Source organism: Pseudomonas sp. IT-P395 (assembly GCF_949767675.1).
Lineage (GTDB): Bacteria > Pseudomonadota > Gammaproteobacteria > Pseudomonadales > Pseudomonadaceae > Aquipseudomonas.
The window spans coordinates 88,587-103,998 of the sequence record NZ_CATKPW010000012.1; the positions used below are offsets into that span (position 1 = coordinate 88,587).

The window sequence follows — 15,412 nt, forward strand, 5'->3', positions numbered from 1 at the left end:
CGCAACATCACCAAAGCGTTATCTCGGCGAGTCGCCGGTTGTGGAGAGAAGTTATGCAAGGCAAGTACAGTTCTGAACTGACGCTACCGCTCAACGATCTGTTGACGGTGGTGCTGATTACTCACAATCGTCCGGCGTTCCTGCGCCGGGCGGTGAAGTATTACAGCAGCTTGCCCTGCAGAATCATGGTGCTCGATTCGACCCTCGAACGACCTGAAGGCGACTTCTGCGCCGTCGATTACCACCATGTCCCGCAGTTCGCCTACTGGGGCATGCAGGCCAAACTGGCCTATGGTGTCGAGCATCTGACCACGCCATACATGGTGCTGGCGGCCGACGACGACTTCATCCTGCACGATTCACTGGCAGAGTCCGTCGGCTTCCTGCATGCCAACCCTGACTACGGCATGTGCCACGGCTATTGCCTGATGTACCTGTCACTGGCTCATGGCGTGAACTACTACCGCCGCGACAAGAAAGTCCAGGAAGACTATGCGTCCGAGCGCGCGCAGGATCGTGTCCTCGATTACATGAGCCAGTACATCCCGCCGTTCTACGCGGTAACCCGTACTGACCTGATGAAAAACTGGCATTCGGCGTTGCCGCCGGGGACCAATTTCCAGTGGCAGGAAATCGGTCATGTCTACTACCTGCTGGCCAGTGCCAAGGCCCGCATCCTGCCGATTCCTTATGTGGTGCGCGAGATCAACTACGGCGTCTCCGAGCACAATACCGACGTGTATCATTCGCTGACCTACGTCGATGCCAAGTCGGTCGCCGAACGAGAGGCTTTTGCCGAGTTCCTCGTCTCGCTGCCTACCGCTATCGAAGGGCTGGATATCGCGCAGGCCAAGGCCTTTGCCCTGGAAAGTTTCGAGGCGATGGCCGACAGCCTGAAGTCCGGGCGTGCGCTGACTGCCGAGCTGATTTTCGAATCGACCTGGAACCAGGCGTTGAAGGCGCCAGATCGTCGTTTTGGCCCGCTGCAGTATGTCGAAATGCCGTTTTACAACCAGGCATTCTTCGATCGTCTGGAGCAGTTCGAATTCATGTTGCACGCGCTGCCGGCCGGTCGCATGCAACTGGAAGGGCTGGAAGGCGTGTGGGCCCGTCAGGCGCACCTGTTGCAGGCGCGCAATAACGACACGCCGGAAAGTGTGGTTGACCGGTTGTGGCAGGCCCATGATCTCAACGCCTTCAACCAGACTGTGGTCAAACGTCTGGCGGCGCAACTGGACGTTGTCGGTGACGAGAGCGCCGCGCAAGCCATGCACGAGTGGATTGCCCGTCTCGAAACGCTGACGGTCGACGATCATCAGCCGGTCTTCGGCAAAATGAAGTCCGGCCGCCTGTTGCAGTGGCTGGTGGCTCGCGCGCCGGCGAACGAACAGCTTGAGTCGATTGGCCGGCATCTGGCGACTGAAGGCGGCGGCCCGCAGTTCGGTATTTTCCTGCTCGACCTGGATAACGACATCGACAAGTTGCAGGTGTCGCTCGACAGCCTGCTCGAAGGTCACTGCAAAGCGTTCAGGATTGTCGTGTTCACCACCGGCGAAGCACCGGCCGCGACTACTGCACAAAACACGCTGCACTTTGTTCGAGTCTCCCAAAGCAACTTTGTCGACAAGCTCAACCAGGCCGCTCAGCAGTCGCCAAGCGATTGGTTGCTGCTGGGTGAGGCGGGTGATCAGTTCACCGCCAGCGGCCTGTTGCGCGCCAGTCTGGAATTGATGTCCGCCGAGGGGGTGCGTGCCGTCGCCACCGACGAGGTCCAGCGCAAGGACAATGGCGCGTTGGTTGACGTGTTCCGCCCCGGTTTCAATCTGGATCTGCTGCAAAGCGTGCCGTCACTGATGGCGCGTCATTGGTTGATCCGTCGTGAAGTCTTGCTCGAAGCCGGCGGTTATCAGGCTGACTTCAGTAAGGCGCTGGAATTTGACCTGTTGCTGCGCATCATTGAGCAGGGTGGCCTTGACGGCCTGGCGCACCTCGACGAGCCGCTGCTGATCACTCGGGCGGCGGAGCTTGAAGAAAATGCCCATGAACGCCAGGCGTTGCTGCGTCATCTAGGTAATCGCGGCTACAAGGCCAAGGTCACATCGACGGTGCCGGGTACCTGGCAGATCGATTACCGTCACACCGAACAGCCAATGGTTTCGATCATTGTGCCGGTCATCGACGATCTTGCGGTGCTGCGTCGCTGCCTGGAAGGCGTGTTGCTCAGAACCCGTTACAGTCGTTATGAAGTGTTGCTGGCGGCAAACGCCAATCAATCGGCAGCGGTCAACGACTGGCTTGGCACGCTGCGCCACGCCAAGGTCAATGTGCTGCGTGCCGATCAGCCGCTGAGCGAAGTCGCACTGTACAACGCCGCCAGCGAGCAGGCTCAGGGTGAGTACCTGGTGCTGTTGGCCGCAGACAGTGAAGTCGTCAACCCGAACTGGATCGATTCGCTGCTCAACCACGCCCAGCGTCCGGAAGTGGGTATCGTCGGTGCCAAACTGGTCGATCGCGACGGCAAGATTGCTCAGGCCGGTCTGATTCTCGGCCTGAACGATGGCGTGGGTTCGCCCTTCATCGGCGAAAAACACGCGGCAGACGGCTATATGCATCGTTTGACTGTCGAGCAGAATTACTCGGCCGTGTCGAAGGTCTGTCTGATGGCGCGCAAAGAGCTGTTCAACGCCCTTGGCGGACTGGATGAAGTGACGTTCGCCGAGGGTTATGCCGATGTCGACCTGTGCCTCAAGGCCGGTCAGGCCGGTTACCTCACCGTGTGGACGCCGTTGGTGCAGGTGCTGCATACCGGTGAACTGCCGCAGGCGCCGCAAGCACTGGCGACACTGCGTGAGAAATGGAGCGGCGTCTTCGCGCAGGATCCGGCTTACAACGCCAACCTGGCCCTGACCGGCAAAGGTTTCACTCTGGGTGAAAATGCCTCGATCAATTGGGCACAGTTGCTCGCCTAAGCGTGCCGGACAGGAATCAACCTATGTTCAACGGTAAATCGATTTTCATCTCTGGCGGCACCGGTTCGTTCGGGCGCAAATTCATCGCCCGACTGCTCGAGCAATACCAGCCCAAGCGCGTGGTGGTGTTCTCCCGCGACGAGCTGAAGCAGTACGAAATGCAGCAGACGTTCAACGCGCCGTGCATGCGTTACTTCATTGGTGATGTGCGTGACGCCGATCGTCTGCGTCAGGCCATGCGCGGCATCGACTATGTGGTGCATGCCGCGGCGTTGAAGCAAGTGCCGGCGGCGGAATACAACCCGACCGAATGCATCCGCACCAACGTCAATGGCGCGGAGAACATCATCGCCGCCGCCATCGATAACGGCGTGAAAAAAGTTGTCGCGCTGTCCACCGACAAGGCGGCCAGCCCGATCAATCTGTACGGCGCGACCAAGTTGCTCTCGGACAAATTGTTCGTCGCCGCCAACAATATTGCCGGTGAGCAGGAAACCCGTTTTGCCGTGGTGCGCTACGGCAACGTGGCCGGCTCGCGCGGCTCGGTGGTGCCGTTCTTCAGCAAGCTGATCGCCGACGGTGCTCAAGAGTTGCCGATCACCGACGAACGCATGACGCGGTTCTGGATCACCCTCGACCACGGCGTGCAGTTCGTCCTCGACAGCTTTGCGCGGATGCACGGCGGCGAAGTGTTCGTGCCGAAGATCCCGTCGATCCGCATCGTCGATCTGGCGCGCGGTATGGCTGAACATTTGCCGCACAAGAACGTCGGCATTCGACCCGGTGAAAAGCTCCATGAGTTGATGGTGCCGCTGGACGATGCGCGGATGACCCTTGAGTTCGAAGATCACTACACCATCCAGCCGTCGATTCGCTTCACCAGTGTCGATGTCGATTTCGCCGTCGACAGACTCGGTGAGCAGGGGCGTGTCGTCAGCGAAGATTTCGAGTATCGCTCCGACACCAACCCGCATTTTCTCTCGGTCGGCCAGATCGCCGATCTGCACGCGAAGCTCTCGGTATGATTCCCTACGGTCGGCAGAGCCTCGATCAGGCAGACATCGATGCGGTCGTCGAGGTGCTGCAATCGGACTGGCTGACCCAAGGGCCGAGCATCGAGCGTTTCGAGCAGGCAATGGCCGAGCGTTGCCAGGCTGACTTCGCCGTCGCGGTGTGCAACGCCACGGCGGCGCTGCACATTGCCTGTCTGGCCGCAGGGCTGGGGCCGGGTGATCGGTTGTGGACGACGCCGAACACCTTTCTCGCCTCGGCCAATTGCGGACGCTATTGCGGCGCCGAAGTCGATTTCGTCGACATCGATCCGCTGACCTGGAACCTTGATGCCTTCGCCCTCGCAGCGAAGCTCGATCAGGCCGAACAGGACGGCACTTTGCCGAAAGTGCTGGTAGCCGTAGCGTTCTCGGGGCAGAGCTGCGACATGCGCAAGATTGCCGAACTGGCCGAGCGCTACAACTTCACCGTGATTGAAGATGCCTCGCACGCCGTCGGCGCCAGTTACGCCGGACGCCCGGTCGGTTGCGGCGAGTTCGCGGCGATGACGGTGTTCAGTTTTCACCCGGTAAAAATCATCACCAGCGCCGAGGGTGGCATGGTGCTGACCAACCGCCCGGAGCTGGCCGAGCGCCTGCAACGCCTGCGCAGCCACGGCATGACCCGTGATCCGCAGCAAATGACCGAATCCAGTCATGGGCCGTGGTACTACCAACAGGTCGAGCTGGGTTTCAATTACCGCATCACCGATTTGCAGGCGGCGTTGGGCCTGTCGCAACTGGGCAAGCTGGACGATTTCATCGCCCGGCGTCGGGCGCTGGCGGCGCGTTACGATCGTCTGCTGGCGTACTTGCCGGTGACGCTGCCCAGCCCTCAGCCCGAGGCGCAATCGGCGTGGCATCTGTATGTGATTCGTTTGCAGAGCGATCGCATCGGCCTCAGCCACCGTCAGGTGTTCGAAGGCTTGCGTGCCGCCGGGATCGGCGTAAACCTGCACTATATTCCTGTGCATTTGCAGCCCTACTACCGTGATCTGGGTTTTGCCGAGGGCGATTTTCCCGAGGCCGAACGCTATTACGCCGAGGCCATCAGCTTGCCGCTGTACCCGTTGCTGAGTGATCAGCAGCAGGATTATGTAGTCGAACAATTGCGTCGACTGACCGAATGAATGCCGCCGTGGCGGTGGGTGAGACTGAGTCATGCGTGATCTGAGCGAGCAGGAAAAATTCTGGCAGGGTGAGTTCGGCAACCAGTACGTCGAGCGCAATGTCGGCCAACCGCTGGTGGCGACGAATCTGGCGTTGTTTGCCAAAGCCCTGAGCCGTGCCGCAGGCATCGAGAGCCTGGTCGAACTTGGCACTAACGCCGGCAACAATTTGCAGGCGTTGCATCAACTGCTGCCGCGTTGCGAGCTGTTCGGCGTCGAGATCAATGACAGCGCCTGTGCTCAGGCACGGGCGTTGGATATTGCACAGATCTGGCATGGCTCGCTGTTCGATTTCCCGCGCGAGCGCCGCTACGACCTGACCCTGAGTAAAGGCGTGCTGATTCACTTGGCCCCGGAGCTGTTGCCGACCGCTTATGCGCAGTTGTACGCGTTGAGCCAGCGCTACATCCTGATCGCCGAGTATTACAATCCGGCACCGGTGGAAGTGTCCTATCGTGGCAACAGCGGCAAGCTGTTCAAGCGCGATTTTGCCGGTGAGATGCTCGATCGCTATGCCGATCTGCACCTTCTCGATTATGGTTTTGCCTATCACCGCGATCCGCAATTCCCGGCGGACGACATCACTTGGTTCCTGTTGGAAAAACGTCCTTGAGCAACGTTGCAATCATCCCGGCCCGTGGCGGCAGCAAACGCATCCCGCGCAAGAATCTCTTGCCATTCGACGGCGTGCCGATGATTGTCCGCTCGATCCGCACCGCGCTGGATTCAGGGTTGTTTGAGCAGGTGGTGGTCAGCACCGACGATGCCGAAATTGCCGATGTCGCGCGAGCCCATGGCGCGCAGGTACCATTTTTGCGCCCGGCAGACCTGGCCGATGATTTCACCGGCACGGCGGCAGTGATCGTGCATGCCTTGCAGCAACTGCCAGCCTTCGATTACGCCTGCTGTGTATACGCCACGGCGCCGCTACTGCAGGCGCGCTATCTGCATCAGGGACTGGAGTTACTGGAACAGCATCCCGACCGGTCCTTTGCGTTTTCCGTGTGCAGTTTCGGTTTTCCGGTGCAGCGTGCGCTGACGCTGGACGGGCAGGGCGCGCTGACCGCGTTGTATCCCGAATTTCGCCATACCCGCTCACAGGATCTGCCCGAAGCGTTTCAGGATGCCGGTCAGTTCTACTGGGGCCGCAGTGAGGCGTGGTTGCGCGGCGAGGTGCTCTATTCGCCAGCCAGCCTGCCGGTGATTCTGCCCCGGCATCTGGTGCAGGACATCGACACCCTTGAAGACTGGAAGCGCGCCGAATACCTATACGCCGCGCTCAAGGCGGGTGGAGAGCTGCAATGAGAGTGTTGATTCGTGCCGACGCCTCGCCAACCATCGGCAGCGGCCACATTGCCCGCTGCCTGACGCTGGCGCGAGTGTTGCGCGGGCAGGGCAGCCACGTCGCGTTTGCCTGCCGGAAATTGCCGGGGCATCGGCTCGATATGCTGAGCGCCGAAGGGTTCGAGACATTTGCGTTGCCGGATCTCTATTGTGATGAAGACCCACAGCAAGCCATCGAATCAATGCTGCCGTGGCAGGCCGACATCGACGCGCTGGATCTTTTGTTGGCCGGCCATGCCGGGTTCGACTGGATCATCGTCGATCATTACGGCCTCGATCATCACTGGCAAACCGCCGCCCGGCGCTGGGCGCAGCGCATAGCGGCAGTCGACGATCTGGCTACCCGGCGCTACAGCGTTGATCTTTTGCTCAATCAGAATTTATCGGGCCTCAGTGAAAATTACTCACCGCTGTTGCCCGAGGGGTGCCGCACCTTGCTGGGCCCGCGCTACGCCATGCTGCGTGAAGAGTTCAATTGCCCGGCCATCGAGATCAAGCCCACGGCTCGCCGGGTACTGGTGAATTTCGGTGGCTTCGATGCGGCCATGCAGACTCATCACGCGATGCTCGCGCTCGCTGATTTCAACCAGTTGCAGGTAGATTTTGTCGCCGGTGCCGAGAACCCGGCGTGGGCGCAGATGCAGGCGTTGGCCGAGACGCGGCCGAACTGGCGCCTGCACAGTTTCGTCAGCGATTTCCATCAGCGCATGACTGAAGCGGATCTGTTTATCGGCGCCGGGGGCGGTACCAGTTGGGAACGGGCGGCGATGGGGCTGCCGACGATCTGTATTGCCGTGTCGAACAATCAGCAGGCCAACGGCGAAGTCATGGCAGCGGCGGGAGCACATGTGTTCATGGGCGCTCGTGAGCAGGTCAGTGTCGAGCAGTTGCGCGACGCCATCGGCTTTGTCACCGGCAATCATTATTTGCGCCAAAGCCTGGCCGAACGCTCGCGACAACTGGTCGACGGGCGCGGTGCCGAGCGTGTCGCGGTGGCACTGGCCGGTGCGGTGCTGAAGGTGCGTGCGGCGACCCTGGACGATGCGCAGTTGCTGTTCGATGGTCGTAATGCCGAAACGGTACGTCGCTGGTCGCTGGACAGCGGCGTGATCGACTGGCCGCAGCACCTGAACTGGCTGACGGCGAGTTTGCGTAATCCACAGCGCCTGCTGCTGATCGCCGAGGCGGATGACGGCGCGGTCGGCGTTGTGCGGTATGACCTGCGCGGGTTTGAAGCCGAAGTTTCGATTTACCTGCTCGAACGGCGGATGGGGCTGGGGTGGGGCAGGGCGCTATTGGCCAGTGGCGAGGCATTTGTTGTCGCGCACTGGCCGCAACTGACGGTCATCACCGCTCGGGTGTTGCCGGACAATCGTCCCTCGTTGAATGTGTTTCGTGACGCCGGGTTCACTCAGAGTGCCTGTGCGTTCACCCGTGTTTTGAAGGATCACCCGCATGACTAGTTTCAAGATCGGCAACCGCTTGATCGGTGCCGACGCGCCACCCTTCATCATCGCCGAGATGAGCGGCAACCATAACCAGTCACTGGACGTCGCCCTGCAAATTGTCGAGGCAGCGGCCAAGGCGGGGGCGCATGCGCTGAAGCTGCAAACCTACACCGCCGAAACCATGACGCTGGATTTGTCTGAGGGGGAATTCTTCATCAAGGATCCGGGCAGTCTGTGGGCGGGTACTTCGCTCTACGATTTGTATGAAAAAGCTCATACACCGTGGGAATGGCATGCGCCGATTTTTGCTCGTGCCAAGGAACTGGGGATGCTCGCGTTCTCGACGCCGTTCGATGACAGCGCAGTCGACTTTCTCGAAAGCCTCGATGTTCCGGCCTACAAGATCGCCAGTTTCGAAAACACCGATTTGCCGTTGATCCGTCGTGTGGCCGCCACCGGCAAGCCGCTGATCATTTCCACTGGCATGGCCAGCATCGCTGAACTCGATGAGGCCGTTCGCGCCGCGCGCGAGGCCGGGTGCAAAGATCTGGTGTTGCTCAAATGCACCAGCACTTATCCAGCGACACCGCTCAACAGCAACGTGCGCACGATTCCGCATCTGCGTGAGTTGTTCGGTTGCGAAGTGGGGCTGTCCGATCACTCGATGGGCGTTGGCGTGTCGGTAGCAGCCGTGGCGCTTGGCGCGACGGTGGTGGAAAAGCACTTCACCCTCGACCGTTCAGCGGGTGGCGTCGATGCCAGTTTCTCGCTGGAACCGGCGGAAATGGCTAGCCTGGTGGTGGAAACCGAGCGCGCCTGGCAAGCCATGGGCCAGGTGCATTACGGCGTTACCGAGGCCGAGCGCAAGTCGCTGGTGTATCGCCGCTCGCTGTATGTCACGGCTGACATGGCCGCCGGTGACACCTTTAGCGGGGACAATCTGCGCGCCATTCGCCCCGGTCTCGGTTTGCCGCCCAAGCACACCGACGCCGTCCTCGGCCGCCGCGCCCGCGCGCCGATCAAGCGCGGCACGCCGCTGGACTGGTCGTTGGTCGAATAACCCGATCTGCAACGATTCGGCAAAATAGCGTGACCTGCGAGTCATAACGCGCATCTTCACTGTATTGTATTGATCGGGGGGATGGCGCCTGGCTCGTTTTCGATTCCAGTGATAGCCCTTTGCGCTCCCCGTGGCTGCCCGTTGTGGCGGCCGTTTTCTGTTTGTCGGCGCCCCTCGAAATCCTTGCGAGCGGTGGTCTTGGGCTGTTTTTTATTGGGAAGCCGTAATGATTGGCATAAAAAGCATTGCGAGCTACGTTCCTGTAGCCGGCGTGGACAATTACGCACAAGGTGCAAAATTCGAGAAGGATGAAGAATTCATCCTTGGCAAGATCGGTTCGGCATTCCTGCCGCGCAAAGACGCTGAACAAGAAACCTCCGACCTGTGCGTGGAAGCGGCCAATGCGCTGTTTGCCAGCAACCCGGATCTGAAACGTGAATCGATCGACGCCTTGATCGTCGTCACCCAGAACGGTGACGAAGAAGGCCTGCCACACACCGCCGCCATCGTGCAGGACAAACTCGGTCTGCCGACCAACGTTGCGGCGTTCGATATTTCCCTGGGCTGCTCGGGTTATGTCTACGGCATCTACGCGATCAAGGGTTTCATGGAAGCCGCCGGCCTGAAGAACGGCCTGCTGATCACCGCTGATCCGTATTCGAAGATTGTCGATCCGGAAGACCGCAACACCACCATGCTGTTTGGCGATGCCGCCACCGCTACGTGGATGGGCGAAGATCCGACCTGGGCGCTGGGCAAGGCCAAGTTCGGCACCGACGGTTCCGGTGCGCCGCACTTGAAAGTCACCGATGGCGTGTTCTTCATGAACGGTCGTCAGGTCTTCAACTTTGCGCTGCTCAAAGTCCCGGCGCACTTGCACGAGCTGCTGGACGATTCCGGTCTGAAGGCCGACGACATCGATGCCTTCTGCATTCACCAGGGCAGTGCGGCGATTGTCGATGCGGTGGCGCGACGTTTCGAAGGCGAGCCGGAAAAATTCATCAAGGACATGGTCGAGACCGGCAATACCGTGTCGTCGAGCATTCCGTTGCTGCTGGAAAAACACGTTATCGATTCCGATTGGCAGCGTATTGCGCTGAGCGGTTTTGGTGTCGGTCTGTCGTGGGGCTCGGCGATCATCTATCGCCCTTAAGCCAGAGTAAAAACGGCGGATACAAAAATAGCGTTCAAGGTTAACCTTGAACGCTATTTTTTTGCCTGAAGAGGGAGCGCGAGGCGCCATGAGCGAGTTTTTTCAAGCCAATGCCGAGGTGTTGCAACGGCGCTGGCCGGCGCTGTTCGAACGACTGATGACGGAAGACAGTGCGGCCGTCCCTGCTCAACTGGTTGAGGGGCTAGGCTCGACGCTGAGCATCAACGGCATTCAACTCACCAGTCGTCACGATCGCCTTCATGAAGCGCGGATTCAGGCGACCAGTCTGCCCGACAAGGCGCAATTGCACGTCTATGGCACCGGCCTCGGCGATTTGCCCGCTGTGCTGCTTGAGCGTGCCGGACTGCAACGCTTGTACGTGCACATCCTCAATGGCGCGCTGTTTGCGCTGGTGGTGCAACTGCTCGATCAGCGCCAGTGGCTGGACGATCCGCGCGTCGAGTTGTTTTACGCCGCTGATCATCCGGACTTTTTCACGCCGTTTTTTGCCCTGCCCGCCGAGATGCTGCTGGCCGATGATTACAACGCGAAGATTCGCGATCGGCTGGTCAATGAAGTCCATCTGAGTTTCACCAATCGCGAATTCGACGCGCAGTCGCCGTTCATTCAACAGCGCTTGCAGGACTGCCTGCCGGTGCTGCTTGGCGATGACGATGTGGCGCAGTTGTTTGGCACCTGCACCGATCGTGAGATTTACGTGATTGCTACCGGGCCGACTCTGGAAGGGCATTTTGAACGATTGGCAGCACTCCGGACTCAGGCTCAGCGCCCGCTGCTCATCTGTGTCGACACGGCGTATCGGCCGTTGATCGAGCACGGGATTGTCCCGGATCTGGTGGTGACCATTGATCAGCGCATCAGCTTTCGGCACCTGCCGTTCGAAGCGTCCGACGGTATCCCGCTGGTATATTTGCCCATGAGCGATCCCGAAGTTTTACGGGCATGGAAGGGCAAGCGCTATGGCGGTTACTCGGCCAGTCCGGTGTACGCCGGGTTGCGTGAAGAATATCCGCGCGCACTGCTGCACGTCGGCGGCAGCGTGATCCATCCGGCGGTCGATCTGGCGGTAAAAATGGGCGCGTCTCGCATCACGCTATTTGGCGCCGATTTCGCCTTCCCGATGAACAAGACTCACGCCGGCTGGAGCGACGGTGATCTGGGGCCGGGTGTTAATCAGGCGCGGCATTGGGTGCGCGACGGGCATGGGCAGCGGGTCAGTACCCAGCTCAACTTCCGTGGTTATCTGTGTGTGCTGGAGCGTTACATCGCTGCGCATCCGCGCGTTGAGTTCTTCAATAGCAGCAGGGCGGGCGCGCTGATCGCCGGGACGCAGTTCAATCAGGAGTTCGTGCAATGACGGCGCTGGAAAAAAGCATCGGTGAATGCCGTCAGTGTGCCGGTCTGTTTCGGCTGGGGCGGGATGTCGAGGCAGCGCTGAGCATGGTCGATGTCTTTGACGGTGCGCAGCAGTTGCTGCTGTCTGCGCCTGCGGATGTCCAGCAGGTGTGGGCGCAGATACTCACGCAAATGCTCGATTGCCAAGAGCGCCAGGACTGGTTGGCACTGGCTGATTATATGGAGTTCGAACTGGTCGACTTGCTGGGAAGTGTTCCGGCCTGAACACGCCGACAGCACTGGCCCGCAGGTTTGCGCGGCAGTCGGTTTTATGACGTCATTTTTTCGCGGTGGATGGGCTGCTAAGTCTTTGTTTTCTCGGGGGTGGCAGGGTGATGGCAAATTTTTTTCAAAAAGCCCTCAAGCAACCTGCAATCCCGACGATAACTATTACGAAGGTTCTCTAGGCCATACCCGGCGGTTGCCAGGGCCGGAAGCCGCAGTACCCAACCAACGAGGAATTCGTCATGGCTTTAACAGTAAACACCAACACCACGTCGTTGAACGTTCAGAAAAACCTGAACCGCGCTTCCGACGCTCTGTCGACTTCGATGCAGCGCCTGTCTTCCGGCCTGAAAATCAACAGCGCTAAAGACGACGCCGCTGGCCTGCAGATCTCGAACCGTATGTCCTCGCAGATCCGTGGTAACACCCAAGCCATCCAGAACGCCAACGACGGTATCTCCGTTGCCCAGACTGCTGAAGGCGCTCTGCAAGCTACTACCGACATCCTGCAGCGTATGCGTGAACTGGCTGTTAAAGCACGTAACGGTACCAACGGCACTGCTGACCAGACCGCTACCAACGCTGAATTCGCTCAGATGTCCGACGAGATCACCCGTATCTCGGCTTCGACCAACCTGAACGGCAAAAACCTGCTGGACGGTTCGGCTGGTACTGTGACCCTGCAAGTAGGCGCAAACACCGGTTCGGCTAACCACATCGACCTGGTACTGAGCTCCAAGTTCGACGCAGTAAGCCTGTCGGTAGGTAGCGGTACTCTGTCCCTGACCGGTGCTACCGTAACTGGCGCTTCGCAGAACATCGACAACGCGATCACCGCGATCGACGCTGCCATCGCTGCCATCGGTGCAACTCGTGCCAGCCTGGGTGCTTCGCAAAACCGTCTGACCAGCACCATCCAGAACTTGCAGAACATCACCGAGAACACCACTGCTGCACAAGGTCGCGTACAAGATACCGACTTCGCCGCAGAGACTGCTAACCTGACCAAGCAGCAAACCCTGCAACAGGCTTCGACCTCTGTTCTGGCTCAAGCCAACCAACTGCCTTCCGCTGTACTGAAGCTGCTTCAGTAATTTCGGATCGAGTTTGGGCGGGGGGGTGCGCTGGTCGCGCTCTCTCGCCTTTTTACGTTAAGAGGTGATGGGCATGGACATGAGCGTAAAGCTTAACGTGTCTTATCCGGCTCCCAAGCCAGTAACGCCGGTTGCTGACAAACCGTCAGAGACGCCTAAAGTTGCCAAGACTGAAGCGCCGGTCGCTGCGAAGAGTCAGGATTCGGACGACGCCAAATTGAAACTGGCGGTGCAGGAGATCGAAAAGTTTGTGCAGTCGATCAAGCGCAATCTGGAGTTTTCGATTGATGAACACTCCGGGAAGGTCATCGTCAAGGTGATCGCAAGCGAGACGGGTGAGGTCGTTCGACAGATTCCCTCCGCAGAAGCCCTCAAGCTGGCAGACAGCCTCGCCAATGCGAGTCACGTATTGTTTGACGCCAAAGTCTGATAGCTGGCATGAATTATGTTTGTCCGTTCTCAAGATGCGTGTAACGGTCAAAAGAATGGCAACAATCTGAAGGGAGATGCACATGGCAAGTCCAATTCTACCGGGTTCCGGACTGGGTTCCGGCCTGGACATCGGCGCGATCGTGACCGCGCTGGTAAACGCCGACAAGTCGCCGAAGCAGACGCAGATCGATTCTGCGACCAAAACCAACACCCTGAAGATTTCCGGTGTCGGTGCGCTGAAAAACGCATTGGCGGCCTACCAGAAGGCAATGACCGATCTGGGCAGTAAGACCAACCCTGCGTTTGCCGGTTACGCGGCGACCTCGGCTACCCCGACAACGCTGACCGCTACTTCCGATAACACGGCTGTTTCGGGCACATACAGTGTCGTGGTAAATAACTTGGCCACCGGCTCGAAAGTAGCCAGTGCATCCTTTGTCGGCGGCGCGGCCAGTGCCATTCCGAGTGGTACCCTGAAAATCAGTCAGAATGGCACTGATTACAATGTCGATATTCCGGCCAATGCCACCTTGCAGACTACCCGTGATGCCATCAACAAGGCGCAGGGTGTCAACGGTGTTTCCGCCAACATCGTGACCGACAGCTCGGGCGCTTCGCGTCTGGTGATCAGCTCCAACAAGACGGGCGCGGGCTCCGACCTGACGGTCAGTGGTATTGCCGGTCTGGAAATCGATGGCACCAAGGTCATGTCTGCGACCCCGGCCGCTGGTGACTCAGGGGCTGTGGGCGATATTGCCAAGGATGCGAAGCTGACCATTGATGGTCTTGCCGTTACCAGCAAGAGCAACACGGTGAGCGGCGCCATCAGTGGCTTGACCATGAACCTGGTGGAAGCCAGCCCCACTGCGGTCAAGGTCTCTGTCGATACCAACACCAAGGGCTTGCAGGCTTCGGTTCAGCAATTCGTCGACGCTTTCAACACGCTCAAGACCACCATCGATAGCCTGTCCAAGGCAACGCCGGACGAAGATGGCAAGTTGACGGTGCAGGCCGCGTTTACCGGTGATTCTCTGCCGCGGACGTTGATTGCGGACATTCGTGCCCAATTGACCACTTCGTCGCCTGGCGAGCTGGGTGTGCTGTCGCAGATCGGCGTCATGACTGATCGCGACACCGGTAAGCTGACGCTGGACGCGACGGCTTTCAACAAGGCCATGTCTCAGCCAGGCATGACTGGTCAGGTGCAGCAGCTGTTCTCCGGCACCGACGACAAAAACGGTCTGTTGGCGCGAATGAGCAAAGCGGTCGATCCGTACCTCAAAGCTTCTGCTGATGGTAAAACCACCAGCGGTCTGCTTGATCAGCGTATGACCATTCTGAACAACAACACCCGCAGCCTCACGTCGCAGCAGTTGGCGCTGGATCTGCGTGTCGCCAACCTGACCAAGACGCTGACGGCCAAGTACAACGCCATGGACTTGCTGGTAGGGCAGATGAAGGCTACGGCGAGCAACATCACGTCGTTCTTCAGCTCGCTGAACGCTCAGCAGTCCGCGAAGTAACAGGCAGGTACGACAAAAACCCGGCTACGCTTCATCGGCGTGCGCCGGGTTTTTGTCTTTTGATCTAAAGTTCTGTGATTCGTTGGCGATACACTGGTTATACGAGTCATTGTGGCAATGAGGTAGAACATGAATCCGATGTTAGCCCTTCGGCAGTATCAGAAAGTCGGCGCACACGCTCAGACATCCGAAGCGAGCCCGCACCGTCTGGTGCAAATGTTGATGGAAGGTGGACTGGCCCGTATCGCTCAGGCCAAAGGCGCCATCGAGCGCAAGGACATTCCAAGCAAATGCACTTCGATCAGCAAGGCGATTGGCATTGTCAGCGGTCTGCGTGAAGGCCTCGATCTGGAAAACAGTGCAGATACCCTGGCTGATCTGGATGGGCTGTATATCTACATGATGAAGCGCCTCGCCGAGGCGAACATCAGCAGCGACCCGCGCATTCTTGATGAGGTTGCCGGCTTGCTGAGCACGGTCAAGGAAGGCTGGGATGCTATTGCCCCCGTGCCTGCTCCGCAGTTCTGAAG

14 protein-coding genes are annotated in these 15,412 nt (G+C 59.2%); all 14 read left to right on the forward strand.

What is annotated here, in order from left to right:
- Window positions 1-53: 53 nt before the first annotated feature.
- The 14 genes from ACM6IN_RS12210 (at window position 54) to fliS (ending at window position 15,410) form a co-directional block, all read left to right on the forward strand.
- Window positions 54-2,969 carry a glycosyltransferase family 2 protein gene (locus tag ACM6IN_RS12210; protein WP_414916120.1) on the forward strand — a complete coding sequence of 972 codons (2,916 nt, stop codon included), beginning with the start codon at window positions 54-56 and terminating at the stop codon, window positions 2,967-2,969.
- A gap of 23 nt (window positions 2,970-2,992) precedes the next feature.
- Window positions 2,993-3,994 carry a UDP-N-acetylglucosamine 4,6-dehydratase (inverting) gene (gene pseB / locus ACM6IN_RS12215; protein ID WP_007920072.1) on the forward strand — a complete coding sequence of 334 codons (1,002 nt, stop codon included), beginning with the start codon at window positions 2,993-2,995 and terminating at the stop codon, window positions 3,992-3,994.
- A complete protein-coding gene (pseC, locus tag ACM6IN_RS12220) occupies window positions 3,991-5,148 on the forward strand; it encodes a UDP-4-amino-4,6-dideoxy-N-acetyl-beta-L-altrosamine transaminase (protein WP_414916121.1) in 1,158 nt (385 codons plus the stop codon). The genes pseB and pseC overlap by 4 nt, the downstream gene beginning before the upstream one ends.
- 31 nt (window positions 5,149-5,179) lie before the next feature.
- Complete coding sequence (locus ACM6IN_RS12225) at window positions 5,180-5,800, forward strand: pseudaminic acid biosynthesis-associated methylase (RefSeq protein ID WP_007920069.1); 621 nt, start codon at window positions 5,180-5,182, stop codon at window positions 5,798-5,800.
- Window positions 5,797-6,492 (forward strand): pseudaminic acid cytidylyltransferase, encoded by a 696-nt coding sequence (pseF, locus tag ACM6IN_RS12230; protein WP_414916122.1) that lies wholly within the window; start codon window positions 5,797-5,799, stop codon window positions 6,490-6,492. The genes ACM6IN_RS12225 and pseF overlap by 4 nt, the downstream gene beginning before the upstream one ends.
- Window positions 6,489-7,994: a UDP-2,4-diacetamido-2,4,6-trideoxy-beta-L-altropyranose hydrolase gene (gene pseG / locus ACM6IN_RS12235; protein WP_414916123.1), complete on the forward strand. Its 1,506-nt coding sequence runs from the start codon at window positions 6,489-6,491 to the stop codon at window positions 7,992-7,994. Before pseF ends, pseG begins: the two co-directional genes overlap by 4 nt.
- Window positions 7,987-9,039: a pseudaminic acid synthase gene (gene pseI / locus ACM6IN_RS12240; RefSeq protein WP_095114155.1), complete on the forward strand. Its 1,053-nt coding sequence runs from the start codon at window positions 7,987-7,989 to the stop codon at window positions 9,037-9,039. Before pseG ends, pseI begins: the two co-directional genes overlap by 8 nt.
- Window positions 9,040-9,265: 226 nt before the next feature.
- Window positions 9,266-10,192, forward strand: coding sequence for a ketoacyl-ACP synthase III (locus tag ACM6IN_RS12245; protein WP_007920064.1), 927 nt, complete (start codon window positions 9,266-9,268; stop codon window positions 10,190-10,192).
- An 88-nt stretch (window positions 10,193-10,280) separates the two neighbouring features.
- Complete coding sequence (locus ACM6IN_RS12250; RefSeq protein WP_095114154.1) at window positions 10,281-11,570, forward strand: motility associated factor glycosyltransferase family protein; 1,290 nt, start codon at window positions 10,281-10,283, stop codon at window positions 11,568-11,570.
- On the forward strand, window positions 11,567-11,833 hold the full coding sequence (locus tag ACM6IN_RS12255) for a hypothetical protein (RefSeq protein WP_414916124.1): 267 nt from the start codon (window positions 11,567-11,569) through the stop codon (window positions 11,831-11,833). Before ACM6IN_RS12250 ends, ACM6IN_RS12255 begins: the two co-directional genes overlap by 4 nt.
- A gap of 242 nt (window positions 11,834-12,075) precedes the next feature.
- Window positions 12,076-12,927: a flagellin domain-containing protein gene (locus tag ACM6IN_RS12260; RefSeq protein ID WP_007920059.1), complete on the forward strand. Its 852-nt coding sequence runs from the start codon at window positions 12,076-12,078 to the stop codon at window positions 12,925-12,927.
- Between the two features lie 73 nt (window positions 12,928-13,000).
- Window positions 13,001-13,357: a flagellar protein FlaG gene (locus ACM6IN_RS12265; RefSeq protein WP_007920057.1), complete on the forward strand. Its 357-nt coding sequence runs from the start codon at window positions 13,001-13,003 to the stop codon at window positions 13,355-13,357.
- Between the two features lie 82 nt (window positions 13,358-13,439).
- A complete protein-coding gene (gene fliD, locus ACM6IN_RS12270) occupies window positions 13,440-14,882 on the forward strand; it encodes a flagellar filament capping protein FliD (protein ID WP_414916125.1) in 1,443 nt (480 codons plus the stop codon).
- A gap of 129 nt (window positions 14,883-15,011) precedes the next feature.
- Window positions 15,012-15,410, forward strand: a complete 399-nt coding sequence (gene fliS / locus ACM6IN_RS12275; RefSeq protein ID WP_007920055.1) for a flagellar export chaperone FliS — start codon at window positions 15,012-15,014, stop codon at window positions 15,408-15,410.
- Window positions 15,411-15,412: the final 2 nt, after the last annotated feature.

Excerpts from the sequence above, each read along its gene's own strand:
- ACM6IN_RS12210 (WP_414916120.1), top strand. The coding sequence starts at position 54 with ATGCAAGGCAAGTACAGTTCTGAACTGACGCTACCGCTCAACGATCTG.
- pseB (WP_007920072.1), top strand. The coding sequence starts at position 2,993 with ATGTTCAACGGTAAATCGATTTTCATCTCTGGCGGCACCGGTTCGTTC.
- pseC (WP_414916121.1), top strand. The coding sequence starts at position 3,991 with ATGATTCCCTACGGTCGGCAGAGCCTCGATCAGGCAGACATCGATGCG.
- ACM6IN_RS12225 (WP_007920069.1), top strand. The coding sequence starts at position 5,180 with ATGCGTGATCTGAGCGAGCAGGAAAAATTCTGGCAGGGTGAGTTCGGC.
- pseG (WP_414916123.1), top strand. The coding sequence starts at position 6,489 with ATGAGAGTGTTGATTCGTGCCGACGCCTCGCCAACCATCGGCAGCGGC.
- pseI (WP_095114155.1), top strand. The coding sequence starts at position 7,987 with ATGACTAGTTTCAAGATCGGCAACCGCTTGATCGGTGCCGACGCGCCA.
- ACM6IN_RS12245 (WP_007920064.1), top strand. The coding sequence starts at position 9,266 with ATGATTGGCATAAAAAGCATTGCGAGCTACGTTCCTGTAGCCGGCGTG.
- ACM6IN_RS12250 (WP_095114154.1), top strand. The coding sequence starts at position 10,281 with ATGAGCGAGTTTTTTCAAGCCAATGCCGAGGTGTTGCAACGGCGCTGG.
- ACM6IN_RS12255 (WP_414916124.1), top strand. The coding sequence starts at position 11,567 with ATGACGGCGCTGGAAAAAAGCATCGGTGAATGCCGTCAGTGTGCCGGT.
- ACM6IN_RS12260 (WP_007920059.1), top strand. The coding sequence starts at position 12,076 with ATGGCTTTAACAGTAAACACCAACACCACGTCGTTGAACGTTCAGAAA.
- ACM6IN_RS12265 (WP_007920057.1), top strand. The coding sequence starts at position 13,001 with ATGGACATGAGCGTAAAGCTTAACGTGTCTTATCCGGCTCCCAAGCCA.
- fliD (WP_414916125.1), top strand. The coding sequence starts at position 13,440 with ATGGCAAGTCCAATTCTACCGGGTTCCGGACTGGGTTCCGGCCTGGAC.
- fliS (WP_007920055.1), top strand. The coding sequence starts at position 15,012 with ATGAATCCGATGTTAGCCCTTCGGCAGTATCAGAAAGTCGGCGCACAC.